Source organism: Streptomyces sp. NPDC085932 (assembly GCF_044540525.1).
GTDB lineage: Bacteria > Actinomycetota > Actinomycetes > Streptomycetales > Streptomycetaceae > Streptomyces > Streptomyces levis.
In genome coordinates, this window is sequence record NZ_JBITSJ010000009.1 from 1 (window position 1) to 23,155 (window position 23,155).

The 23,155-nt window shown below is 72.1% G+C and carries 17 protein-coding genes; 9 read left to right on the forward strand and 8 right to left on the reverse strand.

Going from position 1 to position 23,155, the window contains the following annotated elements; translation table 11 throughout:
• Positions 1-696, reverse strand: a 696-nt coding sequence (locus tag ACIGAQ_RS34845) for a maltotransferase domain-containing protein (RefSeq protein ID WP_399790156.1), incomplete at its 3' end; no start/stop codon positions are given.
• Positions 697-911: 215 nt separating this feature from the next.
• The gene (locus tag ACIGAQ_RS34850; protein WP_399790158.1) at positions 912-2,114 is read right to left on the reverse strand and encodes a S8 family peptidase; all 1,203 of its coding nucleotides are present in this window, start codon (positions 2,112-2,114) and stop codon (positions 912-914) included.
• Positions 2,115-2,389: 275 nt separating this feature from the next.
• Between ACIGAQ_RS34850 and ACIGAQ_RS34855 the strand changes: the two genes are divergently transcribed.
• A complete protein-coding gene (locus tag ACIGAQ_RS34855; protein ID WP_399790161.1) occupies positions 2,390-5,008 on the forward strand; it encodes a glycosyltransferase family 1 protein in 2,619 nt (872 codons plus the stop codon).
• A 7-nt stretch (positions 5,009-5,015) separates the two neighbouring features.
• Here ACIGAQ_RS34855 and ACIGAQ_RS34860 read toward each other — a convergent pair whose 3' ends face one another.
• From ACIGAQ_RS34860 to ACIGAQ_RS34870, 3 genes are all read right to left on the reverse strand, one after another.
• On the reverse strand, positions 5,016-5,552 hold the full coding sequence (locus ACIGAQ_RS34860) for a DUF1990 domain-containing protein (RefSeq protein WP_311685649.1): 537 nt from the start codon (positions 5,550-5,552) through the stop codon (positions 5,016-5,018).
• A gap of 62 nt (positions 5,553-5,614) precedes the next feature.
• Positions 5,615-7,258, reverse strand: a complete 1,644-nt coding sequence (locus tag ACIGAQ_RS34865; protein WP_399790571.1) for a M4 family metallopeptidase — start codon at positions 7,256-7,258, stop codon at positions 5,615-5,617.
• 209 nt (positions 7,259-7,467) lie between these two features.
• Positions 7,468-9,528, reverse strand: a complete 2,061-nt coding sequence (locus ACIGAQ_RS34870) for a M4 family metallopeptidase (protein WP_399790164.1) — start codon at positions 9,526-9,528, stop codon at positions 7,468-7,470.
• A gap of 199 nt (positions 9,529-9,727) precedes the next feature.
• Between ACIGAQ_RS34870 and ACIGAQ_RS34875 the strand changes: the two genes are divergently transcribed.
• Complete coding sequence (locus ACIGAQ_RS34875; protein WP_399790167.1) at positions 9,728-10,270, forward strand: hypothetical protein; 543 nt, start codon at positions 9,728-9,730, stop codon at positions 10,268-10,270.
• Here the strand turns inward: ACIGAQ_RS34875 and ACIGAQ_RS34880 are convergent.
• The 3 genes from ACIGAQ_RS34880 to glgX all read right to left on the reverse strand — a co-directional run bounded on the left by ACIGAQ_RS34880 (position 10,209) and on the right by glgX (position 16,236).
• The gene (locus ACIGAQ_RS34880) at positions 10,209-12,059 is read right to left on the reverse strand and encodes an ABC transporter ATP-binding protein (RefSeq protein WP_362284091.1); all 1,851 of its coding nucleotides are present in this window, start codon (positions 12,057-12,059) and stop codon (positions 10,209-10,211) included. The genes ACIGAQ_RS34875 and ACIGAQ_RS34880 overlap by 62 nt on opposite strands.
• The gene (locus ACIGAQ_RS34885) at positions 12,056-13,849 is read right to left on the reverse strand and encodes an ABC transporter ATP-binding protein (RefSeq protein WP_399790171.1); all 1,794 of its coding nucleotides are present in this window, start codon (positions 13,847-13,849) and stop codon (positions 12,056-12,058) included. The genes ACIGAQ_RS34880 and ACIGAQ_RS34885 overlap by 4 nt, the downstream gene beginning before the upstream one ends.
• Positions 13,850-13,983: 134 nt before the next feature.
• Positions 13,984-16,236 (reverse strand): glycogen debranching protein GlgX, encoded by a 2,253-nt coding sequence (glgX, locus tag ACIGAQ_RS34890; RefSeq protein ID WP_399790174.1) that lies wholly within the window; start codon positions 16,234-16,236, stop codon positions 13,984-13,986.
• A gap of 188 nt (positions 16,237-16,424) precedes the next feature.
• On the opposite strand from glgX, the gene ACIGAQ_RS34895 reads away from it, so the two are divergent.
• The 7 genes from ACIGAQ_RS34895 (at position 16,425) to ACIGAQ_RS34925 (ending at position 23,129) form a co-directional block, all read left to right on the forward strand.
• A complete protein-coding gene (locus tag ACIGAQ_RS34895; RefSeq protein ID WP_399790177.1) occupies positions 16,425-17,669 on the forward strand; it encodes an Ig-like domain-containing protein in 1,245 nt (414 codons plus the stop codon).
• Positions 17,670-17,826: 157 nt separating this feature from the next.
• Complete coding sequence (locus ACIGAQ_RS34900) at positions 17,827-19,059, forward strand: Ig-like domain-containing protein (RefSeq protein WP_399790180.1); 1,233 nt, start codon at positions 17,827-17,829, stop codon at positions 19,057-19,059.
• Between the two features lie 81 nt (positions 19,060-19,140).
• Positions 19,141-19,908, forward strand: coding sequence for an enoyl-CoA hydratase-related protein (locus ACIGAQ_RS34905; protein ID WP_311685632.1), 768 nt, complete (start codon positions 19,141-19,143; stop codon positions 19,906-19,908).
• Positions 19,909-20,076: 168 nt separating this feature from the next.
• Positions 20,077-20,685 carry an ATP-binding protein gene (locus tag ACIGAQ_RS34910; protein ID WP_399790574.1) on the forward strand — a complete coding sequence of 203 codons (609 nt, stop codon included), beginning with the start codon at positions 20,077-20,079 and terminating at the stop codon, positions 20,683-20,685.
• An 80-nt stretch (positions 20,686-20,765) separates the two neighbouring features.
• Positions 20,766-21,941, forward strand: coding sequence for a YncE family protein (locus ACIGAQ_RS34915; RefSeq protein WP_399790183.1), 1,176 nt, complete (start codon positions 20,766-20,768; stop codon positions 21,939-21,941).
• Positions 21,942-22,032: 91 nt separating this feature from the next.
• Positions 22,033-22,638 (forward strand): ADP-ribosyltransferase, encoded by a 606-nt coding sequence (locus tag ACIGAQ_RS34920; protein ID WP_362284107.1) that lies wholly within the window; start codon positions 22,033-22,035, stop codon positions 22,636-22,638.
• Positions 22,639-22,916: 278 nt separating this feature from the next.
• Positions 22,917-23,129: an EF-hand domain-containing protein gene (locus tag ACIGAQ_RS34925; RefSeq protein WP_384856257.1), complete on the forward strand. Its 213-nt coding sequence runs from the start codon at positions 22,917-22,919 to the stop codon at positions 23,127-23,129.
• The last annotated feature ends 26 nt before the right edge of the window (positions 23,130-23,155 follow it).

The following is a 23,155-nucleotide window of genomic DNA, read 5'->3' on the forward strand; positions in this document are numbered from 1 at the left end:
CAGCGGCTCACTGCTCGTGACCAGGTCCCGCAGCGGATGGCGGTCCAGCACCGCGTCCACCTCGGGCGTCAGCGCCGCCGCCAGCCGGGACGCCGCCGGGCGGGTCTCGTCCCGCAGCGCGTCGACGGCGGCCAGGAGCACGTCCCGCAGGCCCTCCTCCTCGGGTACGCCGTCGGCCGCCCGCTCGTACAGGCGCGCGCCCTCCTCCAGGACGACGTCCGTGTCCATGCCCGCCGGGATCTTGATCCGGGCGTGGTGGCGCCAGGTGGCCACCGGGTCGCCCCACGCCTCCACGGCGAACGTCCACCGGCCCGGCTCCCCGGCCGTGACCGTGGCACCCCACCGGTCCGTCCCGGGCGCCAGCTCCCGCATCCGCGTCCACGGTCCGGGGCGGCCCTCGGGATCCGTCAGGACGACGTTGGCGGCGACCGCGTCGTGCCCCTCCCGGAACACCGTCGCCGAGATCTCGAAGGTCTCACCGGTGACGGCCTTGGCCGGCCGGCGTCCGTGCTGGACGACCGGGCGGACATCGAGGACGGGTATGCGCCCGACGGCCGTCGCCGCGTCGCCGGGGGGTGGCTGGGGGACGGGTGGGCCGGCGGCGGCCGGGCGCGCGGGGCGTGCTTCGCCGCCGGGTGCGCGCGCCCCGGTGGCGCGGTGGTCGGGAGGTGCTGGCGAGTGGTGCTTGGCGGGCATGACCGCTCCTGTCCGCGTCAACGTGGGTGGGCGGATGTGTATGGGGAGGTGGGTCCTGCGTGGTGCTCCTGTGAGGGGTACCCGGAGGAGCCTTCCCACCCTATTCGGGTGGGCAATCCGGCACTTTGTTAACTACTCACGCGTATGTCGACACACAAGACCGGCCTCGTCCGCGGCGGACGAGGCCGGTCCCTGCGCGCGTCTGCTGCTTCCGCCTACCCCCGCGGCACCCGCAGTAACTTGTCCGGTGAACCGAACCCTCGGGCGGAGACCTTTCCGCTCGCCGCCGCACCCGTCAAAGCCGCGCTGACCTGGGCCGGAGTCGCCCGGGGATGCGCGGAGAGATGAAGAGCGGCAGCGCCCGCGGCATGCGGGGACGCCATCGAGGTACCCGAGAAGACTGCCCGCGCGGTGTCGCTCGCGGCGGTCGCGGAGGTGACGGCGACGCCCGGGGCGAACAGATCGAGGGCCGGGCCGTGGTTGGAGAAGGCCGGTTTTGCATCCTTGCGGTCGGTCGCCCCGACCGTGATCGCCTGCTTGACAGCCGCCGGGGAGTACAGACCCGCCGGCCTGCCGTCGTTGCCCGCGGCGACCGTGTACGTGACGCCGGAGGCGATGGAGGCGCGCAGGGCGGCGTCCAGCCGGTCGTTGCGCGGCCCGCCCAGACTGAGGTTGGCGACCGCCGGCTTCCTCGCGTTGCGGGTGACCCACTCGATCCCGGCGATCACCCGGGCCGTGGTGCCCGCCCCCGCGGCGTCGAGGACGCGCACGGAGACGATCCGCGCCTTCTTCGCGACGCCGTGGACGGTGCCCGCGACCGTCCCGGCGACGTGCGTGCCGTGGCCGTTGGCGTCCGAGGCGATCCCGTCGCCCCCGACGAAGTCCCAGCCGTGGCGTGCCCGGCCGCCGAAGTCCCGGTGCGTGGTGCGCACGCCGGTGTCGATCACGTAGACCGTCACCCCGGCCCCCGCCGCGGCGGGCCAGGTGTAGCCGCCGTCCAGCGGCAGCGCCGGCTGGTCGATCCGGTCCAGCCCCCAGGAGGGCGGCCTCGGCTGGGTGCCCTCCAGCCGGACGAGGGTGTCCTGGACGACCGAGGCGACCCGCGGGTCGGCGGCGAGCCGCCGCGCCCGTCTCTCGTCGGTCCGGACCGCCCAGCCGTTCAGCACCGTGTCGTACGTGTGGCTGATCTCCGCCCCGTACGTCCCGGCCAGGTCCCTTCCGGCCGCCGAATCGGCCCGCGTGCCCTCCTCCAGTGTCACCAGGTAACTTCCGTGCACGGAGCCGGGTGCTCCGGCGCCGAGTATCCGCCCCTCCGGTACGGCGTGCGCGGGCAGGGTGGTGGCCGAAAACGCAAGGGCGCAGAGCGCCGCGGCCAGGCCTCCCGTCCCGCGCAGACGCCGCTGACGCGTCCGTGCCATGGTCCGAGTTCCCCTCCTCGACTCGGCGTACGGCTGCCGCGCGGAGCCGCGTGCGGCCGGCGCGGGCCGGTACGCCAGGGGGCAGCCTCTCGTGGCGGGTGAAGCACCACAAGGACGCCTATGGGGGCGGAATCGGCCATATCCGCGTACGGGCCTGTTCAGGCCGATCGGGGGCACGGTGGCGGAGCGTCCGCGAGGGCGGCACCCTCGCCGGTACTGTCGTAGGAGACGTCGTTGAAGCCCTGCAGCATCCACAACGCGCCGAGGTGGAACCCGTGAAGGCGATCCGTCGATTCACCGTCCGACCCGTGCTCCCCGACCCCCTGAGGCCACTCAGCGATCTGGCCCGCAACCTGCGCTGGTCCTGGCATGCGGAGACCCGTGACCTGTTCCAGGCCGTCGACCCCGAGCGGTGGGCCGCCTCGGGCGGCGACCCGGTCCGGCTGCTGGGCAGTGTGCCGCCCACGCGGCTCGCCGAGCTGTCCGAGGACCGCCGTTTCCTGCGCCGCCTCGCCGCGGTCGCGGGCGACCTGAACGACTACATGACCGGCGACCGCTGGTACCAGGCCCAGCCCGAGGACCTGCCGGCCGCCATCGCCTACTTCTCACCCGAGTTCGGCATCACGGCCGCCCTGCCGCAGTACTCCGGCGGCCTCGGCATCCTCGCCGGCGACCATCTGAAGGCGGCCAGCGACCTGGGCGTCCCGCTGATCGGGGTGGGCCTGCTCTACCGGCACGGCTACTTCCGCCAGACCCTGTCCCGGGACGGCTGGCAGCAGGAGCACTACCCGGTCCTCGACCCGAACGAGCTCCCCGTCGCCCAGCTGGAGGAGCCCGGCGGCACACCCGCCCAGGTCGCCCTGGCGCTGCCCGGCGGCAGGCAGCTGCACGCCCGCATCTGGCTGGCGCAGGTCGGCCGGGTCCCGCTGCTGCTGCTGGACTCCGACGTCGAGGAGAACGACCTCGGCGAGCGCGGCGTCACCGACCGGCTCTACGGCGGCGGCAGCGAGCACCGGCTGCTCCAGGAGATGCTCCTCGGCATAGGAGGGGTCCGGGCGGTGCGCACGTACTGCCGGCTGACCGGCCACCCCGCGCCCGAGGTGTTCCACACCAACGAGGGGCACGCCGGGTTCCTCGGCCTGGAGCGCATCGCCGAACTCTGCGCCCAGGGAATGGACTTCGACTCGGCACTGGAAGCGGTCCGCGCGGGCACGGTCTTCACCACCCACACCCCCGTCCCGGCCGGCATCGACCGCTTCGACCGCGAGCTGGTCGCCCGCCACTTCGGGCCCGACGCCGAACTGCCGCGCATCGACGTCGATCGCGTCCTGCGGCTCGGCATGGAGACCTATCCCGGCGGGGAGCCCAACCTGTTCAACATGGCCGTGATGGGCCTGCGGCTGGCGCAGCGCGCCAACGGCGTCTCCCTGCTGCACGGCAACGTCAGCCGCGAGATGTTCTCCGGCCTGTGGCCCGGCTTCGACCCGGACGAGGTGCCGATCACCTCCGTCACCAACGGGGTGCACGCCCCCACCTGGGTCGCCCCCGAGGTGTTCCGGCTGGGCGCCCGGCAGATCGGCGTGCAGCGCGCCGAGGACGCCCTGACGGTCGGCGGCTCGGAGCGCTGGGACTCCGTGGCCGACATCCCCGACCAGGACATCTGGGACCTGCGGCGGGTGCTGCGCGAGCAGCTCGTCGAGGAGGTCCGCGAGCGGCTGCGGGCCTCCTGGCGGCAGCGCGGCGCCGGCACGGCCGAGCTGGGCTGGATCGACGGCGTGCTCGACCCGGACGTCCTCACCATCGGCTTCGCCCGGCGCGTCCCGTCGTACAAGCGCCTGACGCTGATGCTGCGCGACCGCGACCGGCTGATGGAACTGCTGCTGCACCCCGAGCGGCCGATCCAGATCGTCGTCGCGGGCAAGGCACATCCCGCGGACGACGGCGGCAAGCGGCTGGTGCAGGAACTCGTGCGGTTCGCGGACGACCCGCGGGTGCGCCACCGGATCGTGTTCCTGCCCGACTACGGCATGGGGATGGCGCAGAAGCTCTATCCCGGCTGTGACATCTGGCTGAACAACCCGCTGCGGCCCCTGGAGGCCTGCGGCACGTCCGGCATGAAGGCGGCGCTCAACGGCTGCCTCAACCTGTCCGTCCTGGACGGCTGGTGGGACGAGTGGTTCCAGCCGGACTTCGGCTGGGCCATCCCCACGGCCGACGGGGCCGGGACCGACCCCGACCACCGCGACGACATAGAGGCCGCGGCGCTGTACGACCTGCTGGAGCAGCGGGTGACGCCCCGCTTCTACGAGCGGGGACGAAGCGGGCTGCCCGACCGGTGGATCGAGATGGTCCGGCACACGCTGAGCACGCTCGGGCCGAAGGTGCTGGCCGGGCGGATGGTCCGGGAGTACGTCGAGCGCCTCTACGCGCCGGCGGCGCTCGCCCACCGCACGATGGATCCGGACGCGGCCCGGGACCTCGCGGAGTGGAAGGGCAGGGTGCGGGCGGCCTGGCCCGGCGTGACGGTCGACCATGTGGAGACGTCCGCCGCCGAGGCGCTGGCGGAGCTCGGTACGACGCTGGGGCTGCGGGTACGGGTCGGCCTCGGTCAGCTCGGGCCGGACGACGTGGACGTGCAGGTCGTCTCGGGGCGGGTGGACGAGGAGGACCGGATCGGTGACGCGACGATCGTCCCGCTGAAGCCGGTGGGCTCCGCCGAGCAGGACGGGCAGTGGGTCTACGAGGGTCCCCTGTCGCTGGATCGCACCGGACCTTTTGGGTACACGGTGCGGATCCTCCCCGCGCATCGGCTGCTGGCTTCGAGCGCGGAGCTGGGCCTGGTCGCCGGGCCCTCCGAGGAACTGGTGGCGGCCGGGGGGTTGTTGATGCGCTGAGTCCGGCTCAGGGCGACGTGGCGCCCTGGGTGGCGAGGGTGCGCAGGACGCTGCCGCACCGGCGGGCGTACGCGTGCTGGAAGCCCCTGGTCGCCGGGCCGCCCGCCCGCGCGTACCACTTCGCCGCCCGGCTGAAGGCGTTCACCGTCAGCCACACCGTGCCGTCGCCCGTGCGGTCGACCACGAAGGACTCCTCGCCGCTCTCCGGGTGGCCGGGCAGGGTGCCGTAGGCCCAGCCGGCGCGGCGGGGTTCCTCGACCGTCCAGACCACGCGGCAGGGGGCCTTGATCATGCCGGCCAGGGTGACGGTGACGTCGACGCCGGGGGCGGCCCGGTCGGCGGTCGCGTCGATGCCGACGCCCATGGACCGGTGCATCTGCCAGGTGAGGACGGCTTCCGACGCCCGGCGGAAGACCTCCTCGCCCTCGCCGAGCCTGGTGCGGACGTGCAGGGGGTGGAAGCCCGGCGGGCAGAAGCCCTGGTCGCGGGTGGCGCCGACGTCGGCGTACGTGAAGTCTTTCGGATCCGGTTGAGACACGGGCACCAAGAGTAGGGCGGTACCCGGACCCGCCTTCGGTCCGGGTACCGCCCGTGGTCGTGGTTCGGTCAGCCGACGTTGACGGCGGACCAGGCGGCCGCGACCGCCTTGTACTCGGTGCTGGACGCGCCGTACAGCGCCGAGGCCGCGTTCAGGGTCGCCGTGCGGGCGGCCGCGTACTTGGTCGTCGACGTCATGTACGTGGTCAGCGCCTTGTACCAGATCTGCAGCGCCTTGGTGCGGCCGATGCCGGTGACCGTGGAGCCGTTGGACGTGGGCGAGTTGTAGGCCACGCCGTTGATCGTCTTCGCGCCGCTGCCCTCGGACAGCAGGTAGAAGAAGTGGTTGGCGGGGCCCGAGGAGTAGTGCACGTCCAGACCGCCCAGGCTGGAGGACCAGGCGTCCTTGGAGGCGCCGTCCTTGCTGGGCTTGTCCATGTAGCGCAGCGGCGTGCCGTCGCCGTTGATGTCGATCTCCTCGCCGATGAGGTAGTCACCGACGTCGGCGGAGTTGTTCGCGAAGAACTCCGCGCCCGCGCCGAGGATGTCGCTGGTCGCCTCGTTGAGACCGCCGGACTCGCCGCTGTAGTTGAGGCCGGCCGTGGCCGAGGTCAGGCCGTGGCTCATCTCGTGGGCGGCCACGTCGAGCGAGGTCAGCGGGTTGGCGTTGCCCGCGCCGTCGCCGTAGGTCATGCAGAAGCAGCTGTCGGACCAGAAGGCGTTGACGTAGTTGTTGCCGTAGTGGACGCGCGAGTAGGCGGCCCTGCCGTCGTTGCGGATGCCGCTGCGGCCGAAGGCGCTCTTGTAGAAGTCCCAGGTGACCTGGGCCCCGTAGTGGGCGTCGGCGGCGGCGGTCTCCAGGTTGGAGGGGTTGCCGTTGCCCCAGACGTCGTCGGCACCGGAGAAGAGGGTGCCGGTGCCGGAGGTGCCGCGGTTGAGGTTGTACGTCTTGTGGCCGCCGCGGGTGCCGTCCGTGAGGTTGTACGAGGTGCCCGACTTGGTGGTGGTGAGGTTCACCGTGCCGCTGTACGTGGTGTTGCCGGTGCCGGTCTCGATGGCCTGGTACTCGTAGAGCTTCTTGCCCGTGGCCGCGTCGGTGACGACGTGCAGCTCGTTGGGCGTGCCGTCCTCCTGGAGGCCGCCGACGACCGTCTCGTAGGCGAGGACGGGCTTGCCGTCGGCCGCCCAGATCACCTTGCGGGGCGCGGCGTCGGCCTCGGTCTGCTCCGAGCCGGCCGCCTTCGCGAGGGTCACGGCCTGCTGCTCCGCCTTGGCGGCGGGCACGGCCGGCTTGAGCGAGGCCACCTTGATCGCGGCCTTCGTCGCTCTGGTGACGCCCTGCGGCTCGCCGGACTTCGACTCGTGCACGACGAGGTCGCCGCCGAGGACCGGCAGGCCCGCGTAGGTGCGCTCGTAGCGGGTGTGGACGGTGCCGTCGGCGTCCTTCACGACGTCCTTGACGACCAGCTTCTCCTGCGCGCCGAGGCCGATCTCGCCGGCGGTCGCGGCGGCGTCCGCCTGCTGCTCCTGGATGAGGGCGGCGCGGGCGGGCGCGGTGAGGAGGACGGGCGCGGCGGCGAGGGCCGGCTTGCCCTGCGCGTCGGCGGCGGCGCTGCTGCCGGAGGTCAGTCCGGTGGTGAGCAGGGCGCCGGCGGCCACGGCGGTGGCGATGGCCAGCGTGGTGCGCCGGCGACGCGCGTAGCGGGGGGTGATCACACGAGCTCCTAGGTGTGGGGGAACTGCTGGGTGCTGTGCGGCGGGTGGGGGAAGAGTGGCACTCCAGACGCGTACATGTCAGGTACGTCACGTGATGTTGGCCGGAAATCGACGGCGAGGTGTGCGTCCGGAGCGGGACGACGGACGCCGCCCCGGGGGATTCGAACCCACCGGGGCGGCGCCCTGACTCGGAACCCGCTCGGGACCTACGGGAAGGTGAGCTTCCAGCTGTTGATGTAGCCGGTGTCGACGGCCGCGTTGTCCTGGACCCGCAGCTGCCAGACGCCGTTGGCCACCTCGGAGGACGCGTTCACCGTGTACGTGGTGTTCAGGTTGTCCGCGCTGCCGCCGGTGCCGTACCCCTTCAGCGTGTACGCCGTGCCGTCGGGCGCCACCAACTGCACCTGGAGGTCACCGATGTAGGTGTGGACGATGTCCACGGCGACCTGGAGGTTGGACGGCGCGTTGCCGGTCCGGCCGGTGACCGTGACGGACGAGGTGACCGCCGCGCCCCGGTCCGGGATCGCCACGTCGGCGGTGTTCTCGAAGGACGTGCCCCCGCCTCCTCCGCCGCCCGAGCGGGTGCCGACGTTCACGCCCGCCCACGCGTCCTGGACCGCCTTGTACTCGGCGCTGTCGGTGCCGTAGAGCTCACCGGTGGCCGCGAGGGTGCCGGTGCGGGCGCCCGCGTAGTTGGTGGTCGAGGTGAACTTGGTGGTCAGGGCGCGGAACCAGATCTTCTCCGCCTTGTCCCGGCCGATGCCGGTGACCGGGAGCCCGTCCGAGGTGGGCGAGTCATAGGTGACACCGTTGATGGTCTTGGTGCCGCTGCCCTCGCTCAGCAGGTAGAAGAAGTGGTTCGCCGGGCCCGAGGAGTAGTGCACGTCGATCGAGCCCAGGCCCGAGTACCAGGCGTCCTTCGAGGCGCCGTCCTTGCTGGGCTTGTCCATGTAGCGCAGCGGCGTGCCGTCGCCGTTGATGTCGATCTCCTCGCCGATGAGGTAGTCACCGACGTCGGAGGAGTTCTTGGCGTGGAACTCGACGGTCGCGCCGAAGATGTCGGAGGTCGCCTCGTTCAGGCCGCCGGACTCGCCGGAGTAGACGAGCTTGGCCGTGTTCGAGGTGAGGCCGTGGGTCATCTCGTGCGCGGCCACGTCGATCGACGTCAGCGGGTTGGCGTTGCCGGAGCCGTCGCCGTAGGTCATGCAGAAGCAGCTGTCCGACCAGAACGCGTTGACGTAGTTGTTGCCGTAGTGGACGCGCGAGTACGCGCCGACCCCGTCGCCGCGGATGCCGGAGCGCCCGTGCACGTTCTTGTAGTAGTCCCAGGTGAGCGCGGCGCCGTAGTGGGCGTCGGCGGCGGCGGACTCCAGGTTGGACGGGCTGCCGTTGCCCCAGACGTCGTCCGGGCCGGAGAAGAGGGTGCCGGTGCCGGAGGTGCCGCGGTTGAGGTTGTACGTCTTGTGGCCGCCGCGGGCGCCGTCGGTGAGGTTGTACGTCGACCCGGACTGGGTGGTGGTGAGGTCGACGGTGCCGGAGTACACCGTGTTGCCGGTGCCGGTCTCGATGGCCTCCCACGCGTACAGCTTCTCGCCGGTGGTGGCGTCCGTGACGACGTGCAGTTCCTGCGGGGTTCCGTCGTGCTGGAAGCCGCCGACGACCGTCTCGTACGCCACGACGGGCTTGCCGTTCGCGGCCCAGATCACCTTGCGGGGCTCGCGGTTGATGCCGGGGCTCTTCGCCTCCTCGGCCTTCCCGGCGGCCAGGGCCTGCTGCCGGGCCTTCGCCGCGGGCACCGCCGTCTTCGTCGTGGCCGGTTTGATGGCGGCGCGGGTGGCCTTCACGACGGCGGCGGTCTCGTCCGCCTTCGTGCTCTCCACGACGAGGTCGCCGCCGAGGACCGGCAGGCCGTCGTAGGTGCGCTCGTAGCGGGTGTGCACGGTGCCGTCCCGGTCCTTCAGGACGTCACGGACGACCAGCCTCTCCTTCGCGCCCAGGCCCAGGTCCTCCGCGGTGCGGGCCTTGGCCGCGTCGGCCTCGCGGATCAGCGCGGCCCGCTGGGCGGGGGTGAGCTTGACCGGCTCCGAGCCGGGGATCGCCTTGCTCGCGGCCTGCGGTGCCTTCTCCGGGGCCGCGACGGCGGTGCCGCTCTGCACGGCTGCGGCGATCAGCGCGGCGACGCCGGCGAGGGCCACGGCCGCGGTGCGGCGGGGGGTGTGGGGAGTGCGTCTGTGGGAGGTGCCTCTGCCAGAGGAACTGCTACTCAACACGGACTCCTTCTGCGGGACCGGGGATCGCCCGGCCTGGGGAGGTGGAGGTGTTGCTGTGGGGTTGCTGTGGAGCAGTCGTGGGAAGCGTGGCAGGGGACCGCGCTTTCTGTCAGGAGCGCGTCAATACAATGGCCGGAAACGGTCCGTTGACCGGAAGTTCATGTTCGCTATACGGACACGGACACTTAGGAGCCCCTTGCAGATCCGTTTCACGCCCGACAGCAGCAGGGACATCGGTTCCGGCTGGGAACGGGCCTGGCAGGCCGGCCGGGTCGACCTGGCGGCCCTCACGGCGACCGACCTGCGCTACGGATTCTTCGAGTACCCGGTCGACTTCACCGTGGACGGCCACGCTTTCCTCGCGGCCGCCGACACGCCTCTGGTCGACCTCATGTTCACCGTGGGCCACTCGCTGCACGGCCTGCGGACCGAGGGCGCGGCGACGATCGACTTCACCGAGAACACCTACGTCATACGGCTCGAACTCGTGGGTGACCGGGTGCGGTTCACCGCCTCGCACGACGCTCCGGCGCCGGCCCCCGGCTGTCCGCTCGACGCCTACGCGTGCGAGGCCCGGAGATTCGTCACCGACGGTGTGGAGTACCTCGAACGTCAGCATCCGGCCCTGGCCCGGAACCCGGCGATGGCCGCTCTGCGTGCACTGGCGGGCGTCCGGGCTACGCCAGGCTGTCCCGCCACGCCCGGTGCAGCTCCGCGAAGCGGCCCGTACCCGCGATGAGTCCGGCCGGTTCGCCGTCCTCCACGATCCTGCCGTGTTCCATCACCAGGACCCGGTCCGCGATCTCCACCGTCGACAGCCGGTGCGCGATGACCACGGCCGTGCGTCCCTTCAGCACCGTCGCCATGGCCCGCTGCACGGCGCGCTCGCCGGGAACGTCCAGGGAGCTGGTCGCCTCGTCGAGGATCAGCACCGCCGGGTCGGCCAGCAACGCCCGCGCGAAGGCGACCAGTTGCCGCTGGCCGGCCGAGATGCGGCCGCCGCGCTTGCGGACGTCGGTGTCGTAGCCGTCGGGCAGGGCGCTGATGAAGTCGTGCGCGCCGATCTCCTTCGCCGCCTGCTCGATCTCCGCCCGGGTCGCCTCCGGCCGGCCGATCGCGATGTTGTCGGCGACCGTGCCCGAGAACAGGAACGCCTCCTGCGTCACCATCACCACACCGCGCCGCAGTTCCGGCACGGCGAGGTCACGCAGGTCGACGCCGTCGAGCAGCACCCGTCCGTCGGAGGGGTCGTAGAACCGGGCCAGCAGCTTGGCCAGCGTCGACTTGCCGGCGCCCGTGGAGCCGACGACCGCGACCGTCTGCCCGGCCGGGAGCGTCAGGTCGAAGCGGGGCAGCACCTCGCCGCCCGTGCGGTAGCCGAAGCTGACGCCGTCGAAGACGACCTCCCGCCCGGGGTGCTCGCTCCGCGCCGGCGGGAGCGGCCGCGGAGTGACGGGCTCGGGCACGGACGGCGTCTGGGCCAGCAGCCCCGCGATCTTCTCCAGGGAGGCCGCCGCCGACTGGTAGGAGTTGAGGAACATGCCCAGCCGGTCGATGGGGTCGTACAGCCGCCGCAGGTACAGCACGGCCGCGGCCAGCACCCCGAGGGCCAGGGTGCCGTCGGCGACCCGATGGGCACCCCACAGCACGATCGCCGCCACCGCCGTGTTGGCGATCAGCCGCGAGCCGGTGACGTACCGGGCCATCTCCAGCAGCGCGTCGCCGTTGGTCCGCTCGTGCCGCTGGTTGAGCCGGCCGAAGTCGGCGTCGTTGGCGGCCTCGCGGCGGAAGGCGCGCACCGGCCGGATGCCGTTCATCGTCTCGACGAACTTGACGATCACGGCGGCGATCGCGGTCGACCGCGCCCGGTACACCCGGGCCGCCCGCCGCTGGTAGAGCCGCACGAGCCCGTACAGCGGCACCAGGGACGCCACCGCCACGCCGCCGAGGCCGAGGTCGAGCCAGAGCAGCAGCGCCGAGATGTAGACGAACGACAGCACGACCGTCACGAGCTCCTGGAGCCCTTCGTCGAGCAGCTCGCGCAGCGACTCCACGTCCGTGGTGGAGCGGGAGATGAGCCGGCCCGAGGTGTAGCGCTCGTGGAAGTCGACGCTGAGCGCCTGGGCGTGCCGGAAGATCCGGCCGCGCAGGTCCAGCAGCACGTCCTGGTTGACGCGGGCGGCGGCGGCGATGAACGCCCACTGCAGGGCGCCCGCGGCCAGCGCACACCCCAGATAGCCGGCCCCCACCGCGATCAGCGGCCCGTGGTCCTGCGCCCGGAACGCCGGCACGGCACGGTCGATGGCGTACGCCACCAGCAGCGGCCCCGCCTGCACCACCGCCTGCTGGAGCAGCAGCAGGAGCGTCGTCACCGCGACCCGGGCCTTCATGGGCGCGAGCAGGGAACGCAGCAGGGCCGCGGTGGCGCCCGGGGGAGTGGGCAGGACGTCCCGGTCGAAGGGGTCCCCGGGGGCGGGGCGGCGGTCGTCGGGCTTGCCGCCGGCCGGTGCCGTGGTGGCCGCCGTCATCGGGCCTCCTCCTGTCGTTCCGACTCCGCTCCGGACATCAGGTGCGCGTACTCGGCGTGGGTGCGCAGCAGTTCGTGGTGGGTGCCGACCGCGGCGATCCGGCCGCCGGACAGCAGGGCGACCCGGTCCGCGAGCAGCACCGTCGACGGGCGGTGCGCCACGATCAGGGCGGTGGTGCCGGCCAGGACCTGCCGCAGTGCGGCTTCCACGGCGGCCTCCGTGTGCACGTCCAGCGCCGACAACGGGTCGTCGAGCACGAGGAACTCCGGCTGCCCCACGACCGCCCTGGCCAGGGCGATGCGCTGCCGCTGACCGCCGGAGAGGCTCAGGCCCTGCTCGCCGACCTGGGTGTCGGTCCCCTGGGGCAGGGTGTGCACGAAGTCGGCCTGGGCGACGGCCAGGGCACGCTCCAGCGCCGCGGGGTCCGCGGTGTCCCCGGCCCCCATGAGCACGTTGTCGCCGACGGCGGCCGAGAAGAGCGTGGGTTCCTCGAAGGCGACGGCGACCTTGGCGCGCAGGGCCTGTCGGGGCAGGGCGATGATGTCGACCCCGTCGAGCGTGATCCGGCCCGAGGTCACCTCGTACAGGCGGGGGACGAGCGCGGTGAGGGTCGTCTTGCCGCTGCCGGTGGTGCCGACCAGGGCCATGGACTCGCCGGGGCGGATGTGCAGGTCGATGTGGTGGAGCACGGGAGGGGAGCCGGGCGGGGCGTCGGGGTAGCGGAAGGTGACGTCGTGGAAGCGCAGTCCCCGGTCCCCGGGGTCGGGCGGGACCGCCCCCGGCGCCGGATCCGTCTCCTCGGCCCGCTCGTCCATCACCTCGAAGTACCGCTCCGTCGCCGTCGCCGCCTCCTGCGTCATCGCCAGCAGGAAGCCGATCGACTCCACCGGCCAGCGCAGCGCCAGTGCCGTCGAGAGGAAGGCCACCAGCGTGCCCGCGGACAGTTCCCCGTCGGCGACCTGGACGACCCCGACCACCAGCGCGGCGCCGATCGCCACCTCCGGCAGCGTCACGATGACGCCCCAGATGGTCGCGAGCAGGCGGGCCTTGCGCAGTTCCGTGCCGCGCAGCTTCCGCGACAGCTCGCGGAAGGCCCGGGCCTGGCTCCGGTGGCGGCCGAAGCCCTTGACGATGCGGATGCCGAGCACGCTCTCCTCGACGACCGTCGTCAGGTCCCCGACCTGGTCCTGGGCGCGCCGTGCCGCCGTGGCGTAACGCTTCTCGAAGATCACGCAGGTGACCAGGAGGGGGACGGCGGGTCCGAGGACGACCAGCCCCAGGGTCCAGTCCTGCAGCACCATGATGATCACGCCAGCGAGGATCGTCACCCCGTTGACCAGCAGGAACGTCAGCGGGAAGGCGAGGAACATGCGCAGCAGCATCAGGTCCGTCGTCCCCCGGGACAGCAACTGCCCCGAGGCCCACCGGTCGTGGAAGGACACCGGCAGCCGTTGCAGGTGCCGGTACAGCGCCGCCCGCATGGAGGCCTCGACACGGGAGAGCGGACGCGCCACCAGCCAGCGCCGCAGCCCGAACAGCAGCGCCTCGGCGAAGCCGAGCAGCAGCAGGAACAGCGCCCCCAGCCACACCCCGGCCGGGTCCCGGTCGGCGACCGGCCCGTCCACCATCCACTTCAGCACGAGCGGGATGACCAGGCCGACGCAGGAGGCGAGTATCGCGACGAACGCGGCGGTGAACAGCCTGGCCCGCACGGGCCGGACATACGGCCACAGGCGCAGCAGCGTACGCACGACGGAACGGTCCTGGGCGGGTGCGGGTGTCGTGGCCATCAGCAGCGAGCCTACGGTTCACCACTGACACTGCCCACCGAGTTTTCGCCCGACCCGCATCGGCCGTTGGTCCTACGACCTGCGGCTCCCCGCCCCTTCCACCCGGACGGCGGAGGACCCTGCCCGCAGGCGTTTCAGCCCGCCACCCGCAGCAGCAGCACCGCCCGCGCCGGCACCGTGATCTCCGTCCCGGCCGGGTGCTCCACGCCCGGCGCCTCCCCCTGCTCCTCCAGGCTCGTGTCGACGACGACCTCGTAGCGCTCCGCCCACGGCGGCCCCGGCAGCACGAAGTCCACCGGCCCCTCGCCCGCGTGCAGCACCGCCAGGAAGCTGTCGTCGAGGATCTGCTCCCCGCGCTCGTCCCGGCCCGGGATGTCCCGGCCGGAGAGGTACATGCCCAGCGTGGCGGCGGGCGCGTACCAGTCCTGCTCCGTCATCTCGGTGCCCCGCGAGGTGAACCAGGCCAGGTCGCGCAGCCCGTCCGCGGTCTGGGCCCGGCCCGAGAAGAAGGCCCGGCGGCGCAGCACCGGGTGCCGGTGGCGCAGCGCGATCAGCCGGGAGGTCAGCTCGCACAGGGCCCGCCAGCCGGGGTCCTCCAGCAGACTCCAGTCCACCCAGCTGATCTCGTTGTCCTGGCAGTAGGCGTTGTTGTTGCCGCGCTGCGTGCGGCCCAGCTCGTCGCCCGCGACCAGCATGGGCACGCCCGTGGACAGCAGCAGCGTGGTCAGCAGGTTGCGCAGTTGCCGGCGCCTGAGCGCCCGCACGCCCTCGTCGTCCGTCTCGCCCTCGGCGCCGCAGTTCCAGGCCCGGTTGTCGTCCGTGCCGTCCCGGTTGCCCTCGCCGTTGGCCTCGTTGTGCTTGCGCTGGTAGGACACCAGGTCGCGCAGCGTGAACCCGTCGTGCGCGGTGATGAAGTTGACCGACGCGTACGGCCGGCGCCCGCCCCAGGCGTACAGGTCGCTGGAGCCCGACAGCCGGTAGCCCATCTCGCGCACGTCGGGCAGCGCGTGCCGCCAGAAGTCCCGCACGGCGTTGCGGTACCGGTCGTTCCACTCCGTCCACAGCGGCGGGAACGCGCCCACCTGGTAGCCGCCCGACCCCACGTCCCACGGCTCGGCGATCAGCTTCACCCGGCGCAGCACCGGGTCCTGGGCGATCACCGCCAGGAACGGGGAGAGCATGTCGACGTCGTGCATGGAGCGGGCCAGCGCCGCCGCCAGGTCGAAGCGGAAGCCGTCCACGCCCATCTCGGTGACCCAGTAGCGCAGCGAGTCCGTGATCAGGCGCAGCACGTGCGGCTGGACCACGTGCAGGGTGTTGCCGCAGCCGGTGTAGTCGGCGTAGCGGCGGGCGTCGTCCTGGAGGCGGTAGTAGCCGCGGTTGTCGATGCCCTTCAGGGACAGCGTCGGGCCCAGTTCGCCCGCCTCGGCGGTGTGGTTGTAGACCACGTCGAGGATGACCTCGATGCCGGCCGCGTGCAGGGCGCGCACCATCCGCTTGAACTCGCCGACCTGCTGGCCCCGCGTGCCGGAGGCGGCGTAGGCCGCGTGCGGGGCGAAGTAGCCGACGGAGTTGTAGCCCCAGTAGTTGCGCAGGCTCCGGCGCAGCAGGTGGTCCTCGTGCGCGAACTGGTGCACCGGCAGCAGCTCCACCGCCGTCACACCCAGCTTCACCAGGTGCTCCACCGCCGCCGGATGCGCGAGGCCGGCGTAGGTGCCGCGCAACTCCTCGGGGATGCCCGGGTGCAGCTGCGTGAAGCCCTTGACGTGCAGCTCGTAGATCACCGAGTCGGCCCACGGTGTCTTGGGGCGGCGGTCGTCGGACCAGTCGTCGTCATCGTGGACGACGACGCCCTTCGGCACGAACGGCGCCGAGTCCCGGTCGTCGCGCACGGTGTCGGCGACGTGCTGCTGCGGCCAGTCGCGGACGTGCCCGTACACCTCGGGCGGCAGTCCGAAGTCGCCGTCGACGGCCCGTGCGTACGGGTCGAGCAGCAGTTTCGCCGGGTTCCAGCGGGCACCCGTCCAGGGGTCCCAGCGGCCCTGCACCCGGTAGCCGTAGCGCTGCCCGGGCAGCACGCCCGGCACGAAACCGTGCCAGATCCCGTGGGTCAGCTCGGCGAGCCGGACCCGCGACTCCTTGCCCGCCTCGTCGAAGAGGCACAGCTCGACCCCCTCGGCCCCGCCCGCCCACAACGCGAAATTGGTCCCGGCCACCCCGTCCGGACCGACCCGGAACCGGGCGCCCAGCGGGGTCGGCGCGCCCGGCCGGGCGGGCACGACGGGCGGCGGCGCGGCCCGCCGCGTGCCGTTCACGGCGGCGGCCTGGCGCCCGTTCCCGGTGGCCTGATGACCGGCCACCGCCTCCTGCTCGGCTGCGCTGGACACCTGTCAGCCTCCCGCGGCTCGTGGAACGACGGGGGACAGAGGGGTGCGGCCCTGTGCGGCGGCCCGGGTCGCGGCTCCCCTGCGCGTCGTCCTCCCCACTGTTCTGCCCAGAGCATGGGTCGCACTCACGTTTCCCCGGGGGCGGGCATGGTCGTTTCCCGGGGACGCGACCGGTCGTTGGGCACCTCGTGAGGCACGTACAAGGGCGCGCGCGGCGCGCGAGGGCCGCGCTGGCCGCCGTAGTGACATGGGCAGGGCTCCTCGCCGGGGCCACCGGCTGTACCTCGGACGACGGCGGCGGCATCGCCGGGGTGTTCGGCGCGCCCCCGGCGCCCGAGGACGTCATCGAGATCACGCCCGGCGACGGCACCAGGGGCGTGCGCCCCGGGGAGGACCTGCGGGTGCGCGTGCCCGACGGCCGGCTGGAGTCGGTGAAGGTGGTCCGCTCGCAGGACGCGCAGGAGACCCCCGTGCCCGGGCACCTCTCCGCCGACGGCCTGACCTGGGAGCCCGAGGAGCCGCGGCTCGCCCTGGGCGCCAAGTACACGGTCGACGCCGTGGCCGTGGACGGCGACGGACGCCGCTCGGCCCGGCACACCACCTTCACCACGTACGTCCCCAAGGAGCGCTTCATCGGCTACGTCACGCCGGAGCACCGCGCCACGGTCGGCACCGGCATGATCGTCTCCCTGCAGTTCAGCCGGCGGATCGCGGACCGGGCGGCCGTCGAGCGCGCGGTGCGGGTCACCGCCCGCCCGGCCGTCGAGATCCGCCCGCACTGGTTCGGCCGGACCCGGCTCGACTTCCGCCCCCAGGACTACTGGAAGCCCGGCACCCAGGTCACCGTCGCGCTGCGCCTGCGGGACGTGAAGGGCGGGCCCGGCCTCTACGGCCTGCAGAACAAGCGGTTCTCCTTCACCGTCGGCCGCAGCCAGATCTCCATCGTCGACGCCGCCCGGCACTCCATGGAGGTGCGGCGCGACGGCGAGCCGCTCGCCACCGTGCCCGTCACGGCCGGCGCCCCGAAGACCACCACCTACAACGGCAAGATGGTGGTGACCGAGATGCTGGAGGTCACCCGGATGAACGGCGCCACCGTCGGCTTCAAGAAGCGTGACGGCAAGGGCGAGTACGACATCCCCGACGTCCCGCACGCCATGCGCCTGACCGACTCCGGCACCTTCCTGCACGGCAACTACTGGGCGCACCGCAGTGTGTTCGGCCGCACCAACGTCAGCCACGGGTGCGTCGGGCTGCGTGACGTGAAGGGCGGCGGTTCGGACACCCCGGCCGGCTGGTTCTTCGACCGGAGCCTCGTCGGGGACGTCGTCGAGGTGGTCAACAGCAATGACAAAACGGTCGCTCCCGACAACGGGCTCGGAGGCTGGAATATGGGCTGGAACGCATGGAAGGCGGGCAGTGCGGTGAAGTAACCCGACAGGGGGGCGGGTTGAGCCGGCGATCCGTTGGGACCGAACAGTGACATTCGCGGGCCGCCGGGGCCGCTCACTTGGTGGTTACTATTCGCCGGTGCGCGGGGGACACGCGCCGGGGAGCGGGCCTGACCAGGTCCGGGGAGGGGAGAACCACTTGAACGTGCGACCGATATCGGGGGCGTCGGTTGGGCGCGGGCACGGCAGGCTCGCGCTCGTCGTCGGCGCGTTGCTGTTCGCCGTGACGGCGTGCGGCGGCGGGGGCGACGGCTCCGGTTCCGGTGCGAGCGGCGGCAAGGGCGAGGACGCGGGCACCGCGCAGAGCAAGCAGTCCGAGGCCGTCGTCAGCATCGCGCCGAAGGACGGGGCCAAGTCCGTCGAGACCAGCGGCGCCCTGAAGGTCACCGCCGCCAAGGGCAAGCTCTCGGAGGTCGTCGTCAAGGACGCCGAGGGCAAGAGGATCGACGGGAAGATATCCGGCGACGGTGCCACCTGGACGCCGTCCACGCACCTGGCCGGTGCCACCAAGTACACCGTCCACGCGGTCGCCAAGGACTCCGAGGGCCGCACGGCCGCGGAGGACGCCGGCTTCACGACGCTGACGCCGAAGAACACCTTCATCGGCACCTTCACGCCCGAGGACGGCTCCAAGGTCGGCGTCGGCATGCCGTTCTCCATCCGCTTCTCCCGGGGCATCACCAGCCCGGAGGCCGTCGAGAACGCCATCCGCATCAAGACCGAGCCCGCCGTCGAGGTCGAGGGCCACTGGTTCGGCAACGACCGGCTCGACTTCCGCCCCGAGAAGTACTGGAAGCCCGGCACCAAGGTGACCGTCGACCTGAACCTCGACGGCGTCGAGGGCCGCCCCGGCGTCTACGGCGAGCAGGACAAGAAGGTCGAGTTCACCATCGGCCGCAACCAGGTCTCGGTCGTCGACGCCAAGAAGCTCACCATGAAGGTCACGCGCGACGGCAAGGTCGTCAAGACCATCCCCGTCACCACCGGCAAGCCCGGCATGGAGACCTGGAACGGCCAGATGGTCGTCAGCGAGATGCTCACGGTCACCCGGATGAACGGCGAGACCGTCGGCTACGGCGGCGAGTACGACATCAAGGACGTCCCGCACGCCATCCGCCTCACCACCTCCGGCACGTTCCTGCACGGCAACTACTGGGCGGGCGGCGCCTTCGGCAACTACAACGCCAGCCACGGCTGCATCGGCCTGCGCGACGTGCGCGGCGGCTGGGACAAGAAGGTGCCGGCCGCGTGGTTCTTCGACAACTCCATGATCGGCGACGTGGTCGTCGTCAAGAACTCCGAGGACCGGATCGTCGACCCGGACAACGGGCTCAACGGCTGGAACATGTCGTGGGAGAAGTGGAAGAAGTAGCACGCTTGCGCTGACGGCAGGGCCCCGGTGTGACGGACCGCACCGGGGCCCTGCCCGTTAGTCCCCGTTAACCTGCTGCCCATGACCATCTCTCTGGAAGTCGCTGAAGGCGTCGGCACGCTCCGGCTGGACCGACCGCCCATGAACGCGCTGGACATCGCCACGCAGGACCGGCTGAAGGAACTCGCCGAGGAGGCCGCGCGCCGCGAGGACGTGCGGGCCGTGGTGGTCTACGGCGGCGAGAAGGTGTTCGCGGCCGGCGCGGACATCAAGGAGATGCAGGCGATGGACCACACCGCGATGGTCCTGCGCGCCCGCGCCCTGCAGGACTCCTTCACGGCCGTGGCCCGCATCCCCAAGCCCGTCGTCGCGGCCGTGACGGGCTACGCCCTGGGTGGCGGGTGCGAGCTCGCGCTCTGCGCGGACTACCGCATCGCCGGCGAGAACGCCAAGCTCGGCCAGCCGGAGATCCTGCTCGGCCTGATCCCCGGCGCCGGCGGCACCCAGCGCCTGGCCCGCCTGGTCGGCCCCTCCAAGGCCAAGGACCTCATCTTCACGGGCCGCATGGTCAAGGCCGACGAGGCCAAGGAGATCGGCCTGGTCGACCGGGTCGTGCCCGCCGACGAGGTCTACGCCCAGGCGCACGCCTGGGCCGCGAAGCTGGCCCAGGGCCCGGCCCTCGCGCTGCGCGCCGCCAAGGAGTCGATCGACACGGGCCTGGAGACGGACATCGACACGGGCCTCGCGATCGAACGGAACTGGTTCGCGGGCCTGTTCGCCACCGAGGACCGTGAGCGCGGGATGCGCAGCTTCGTGGAGGAGGGGCCGGGCAAGGCGAAGTTCCTCTGAACCTCCCTCCAGGGGGTTGCAATTGACGCCGTGTCTGATCCGGGTCCCCCGATGGGGCGGTTTATGGCAGCCTTAAGGCAACCTTAAGCGTGCCGGATCGAAGGAGCCCGCCGATTGCCCCGGAACGGCCCGTTCCAGCAGGTCGGCCCGGGTGCGGGTCGGACCGAACTGCCACTGGCATATGACGGACGACCCCCGGTCCGGGGCCCGTCCTCCCGGGCGTATTACCCGGGAACGGCCCCGGCGGGCGCCCCGGACGGCCATGATGGGGGCATGGCGGGGCTGGAGGGTATGGAACAGCCGCGGGGGCACGCTCATGCGTCCGCGGCGCGCTGGTCGCCGACCGTTGAGGACGAACACGCGCTGAAGGCGCTGGAGTTGTACGGCAACCCGACGGAGGCGGAGGTCCCACTGCCTTCCCGCCCCGAGTCCGCGGCCACCGCCAGGCGCCTCACCCAGGTCGTGGTCCTGCGCCACTGGGGGCTCACGCCCAAGACCACGGAGGACGCCGTCCTCCTCGTCTCCGAACTCGTCGGCAACGCCGTGCGCCACACCGGCGCCCGCGTCTTCGGTCTCCGCCTGCACCGGCGCCGCGGCTGGATCCGTGTCGAGGTGCGCGATCCCTCCCGCGGACTGCCGTGCCTGATGCCGGTGCAGGAGATGGACGTCAGCGGCCGGGGCCTGTTCCTGGTCGACAAGCTGGCCGACCGCTGGGGGGTCGACCTGCTGCCCCGGGGCAAGACCACCTGGTTCGAGATGCGGGTCGCCGACCGCTGAGACCCGGGGCCGCGGGGCTCGCCCGGCCGCCGGTCGGGCGAATGGCCCGTTTCCGGATCATGCGCGCCTTAAATGGTGGAATGCACCGTCACCTCGTCAAGAGCGCCCTGGTCACGGGTGCCGCCCTCGCCGTCCTCGCCGCCTGCGGCACGGACGGGGAGCGGACCTCCGAGGCGCGCGGCACCAAGGCCGCCGTGCCCGCCCCGCCCGAGAAGAAGCCCGTGGAGGGCCTGCCCGGCATGCCGCCCGTCCTCGACCCGGAGGACGTCTACGCGGCCGACCGCCCCGGCAGGCTGTCCCCCGTCGTCAAGGACTTCCCGTCCCGGGTCTACGTCCCCAACACCGAGTCGGACACGGTCTCCGTCATCGACCCCGAGACCTACGAGATCGTCGAGACGATCCCCGTGGGCCGGCAGCCCCAGCACGTCGTGCCCTCCTGGGACCTGAAGACGCTCTGGGTCAACAACAACCGCGGCCACACCCTCACCCCGATCGACCCGAGGACCGGCAAGGCGGGCAAGGAGGTCGAGGTCCACGACCCGTACAACCTGTACTTCACGCCGCACGGCAAGTACGCCGTCGTCATGGCCTCCCTCGACCGCGAGCTGGTCTTCCGCGACCCGCACACCATGGCGGTCAAGAAGACCGTCCCGGTCTCCTGCTACGGCGTCAACCACGCCGACTTCTCCCTCGACGGCCGCTACTTCATCGTCTCCTGCGAGTTCAGCGGCGAGCTGCTCAAGGTCGACACGGAGAAGATGGAGGTCGTCGGCCAGCAGCGGCTGCCGTTCGAGGGAGCCATGCCGCAGGACGTGAAGCTCTCCCCCGACGGCAAGAGGTTCTACATCGCCGACATGATGGCCCACGGCATGTGGGTCCTGGACGGCGACAGGTTCACCGAGCCCACCCTGCTGCCCACCGGCAGGGGCTGCCACGGCCTCTACGTCGGCCGCGACTCCCGCGAGATGTACGTGTCCAACCGCGGCGAGGGCACGGTCTCCGTCTTCGACTTCGCGCAGAACAAGCTCACCAAGAAGTGGCGGCTGCCCGACGGCGGCAGCCCCGACATGGGCGGCGTCTCCGCCGACGGCAAGGTGCTGTGGCTCTCCGGCCGCTACGACGCCGAGGTGTACGCCATCGACACCCGCACCGGCACCCAGCTCGCCCGCATCCCCGTCGGCAGCGGCCCGCACGGCCTCGCCGTCTACCCCCAGCCCGGCCGCTACTCGCTCGGTCACACGGGCGTCTTCCGCTGACCCCATCCGCCGTCCACACGAGCGCAGTTGACACGCCCTGATCGGGTGAGGATCCCGGCCCCGCCGCGGCGGACCCACGATCGTGCTGGGCATGATCACTCTCCGCCCGCGGCGGCGTGCCACGGCCGCCGCCCTCTCCCTCGCGGCCGTCCTCACCACCACGGCCGCCGCACCGGCCCCGTCACCCGCCCGGCCCGCCGCCCCGGCGCCGGCCGCCTGCCCCGTCCAGTACGACGACAAGGCCCAAGCCGCCGCCGACCGGCGGGTCGACCTCGGCCGGATCACCCCCGACCCGTCCTGGCGTACCACCTGCGGCACCCTCTACCGCGCGGACGGCCGCGGCCCCTCCGTCGTCTTCGAGGAGGGCTTCCGCCCCAGGGACGTCGTGAACGGCCAGTACGACCTGGAGAAGTACGTCCTGGTCAACCAGCCGTCCCCGTACGTGTCGACGACGTACGACCACGACCTGTTCAAGAAGTGGAAGTCGGCCTTCAACTACTACGTCGACGCCCCCGGCGGCGTCGACGTCAACCGGACCATCGGCGACACCCACAAGTACGCCGACCAGCAGGAGGTCGCCTTCCCCGGTGGCATCGCCCGCCGGTACATCGTCGGCGTCTGCCCGGTCGACAAGGCGACCAAGACGGAGATCATGAGCGAGTGCGAGAGCAACCCGCACTACAAGCCCTGGCACTGACCGCGGGTGAGTCCCCATCCGCTGGATGCCGGCTCCACGACGCCGCCCGCATGGTCCGCCGACGGATCCGGACGCTGCGCGAGCTCCCGCCGGCCGCGCCCGCAGGTCACCCATCGGGCCGCCCGCCGACGGGAGTTGCTCACCGTCGTGAAGGACGCCGGGTCCGCGGCGGCCCGCCGGGAGGAGTCCGCCCGGGTGGCCGCCGCACTGGAAGCCCGCGCGGCCAGTTAATCTGACCTGCGTCAGCACGACGTACAGCACGAGACGAGGGGCGATCGGTGGCGGACATCGAGGAAGCACGCAAGCAGTTCGAGCGGATCGATACGGACGGTGACGGATTCATCACCGCTGCCGAGTTCAAGGCCGCCCTGGCCCAGTCGGGTGACTGGAACGTCACCGAGTCGGTCGCCGAGGTCGTCATCAAGAGCCGCGACCTGGACGGCGACAAGAAGCTGAGCTTCGACGAGTTCTGGGGCTACCTGAACAAGTAGGCCGCCCGGGACATCCGAGCGAAGGG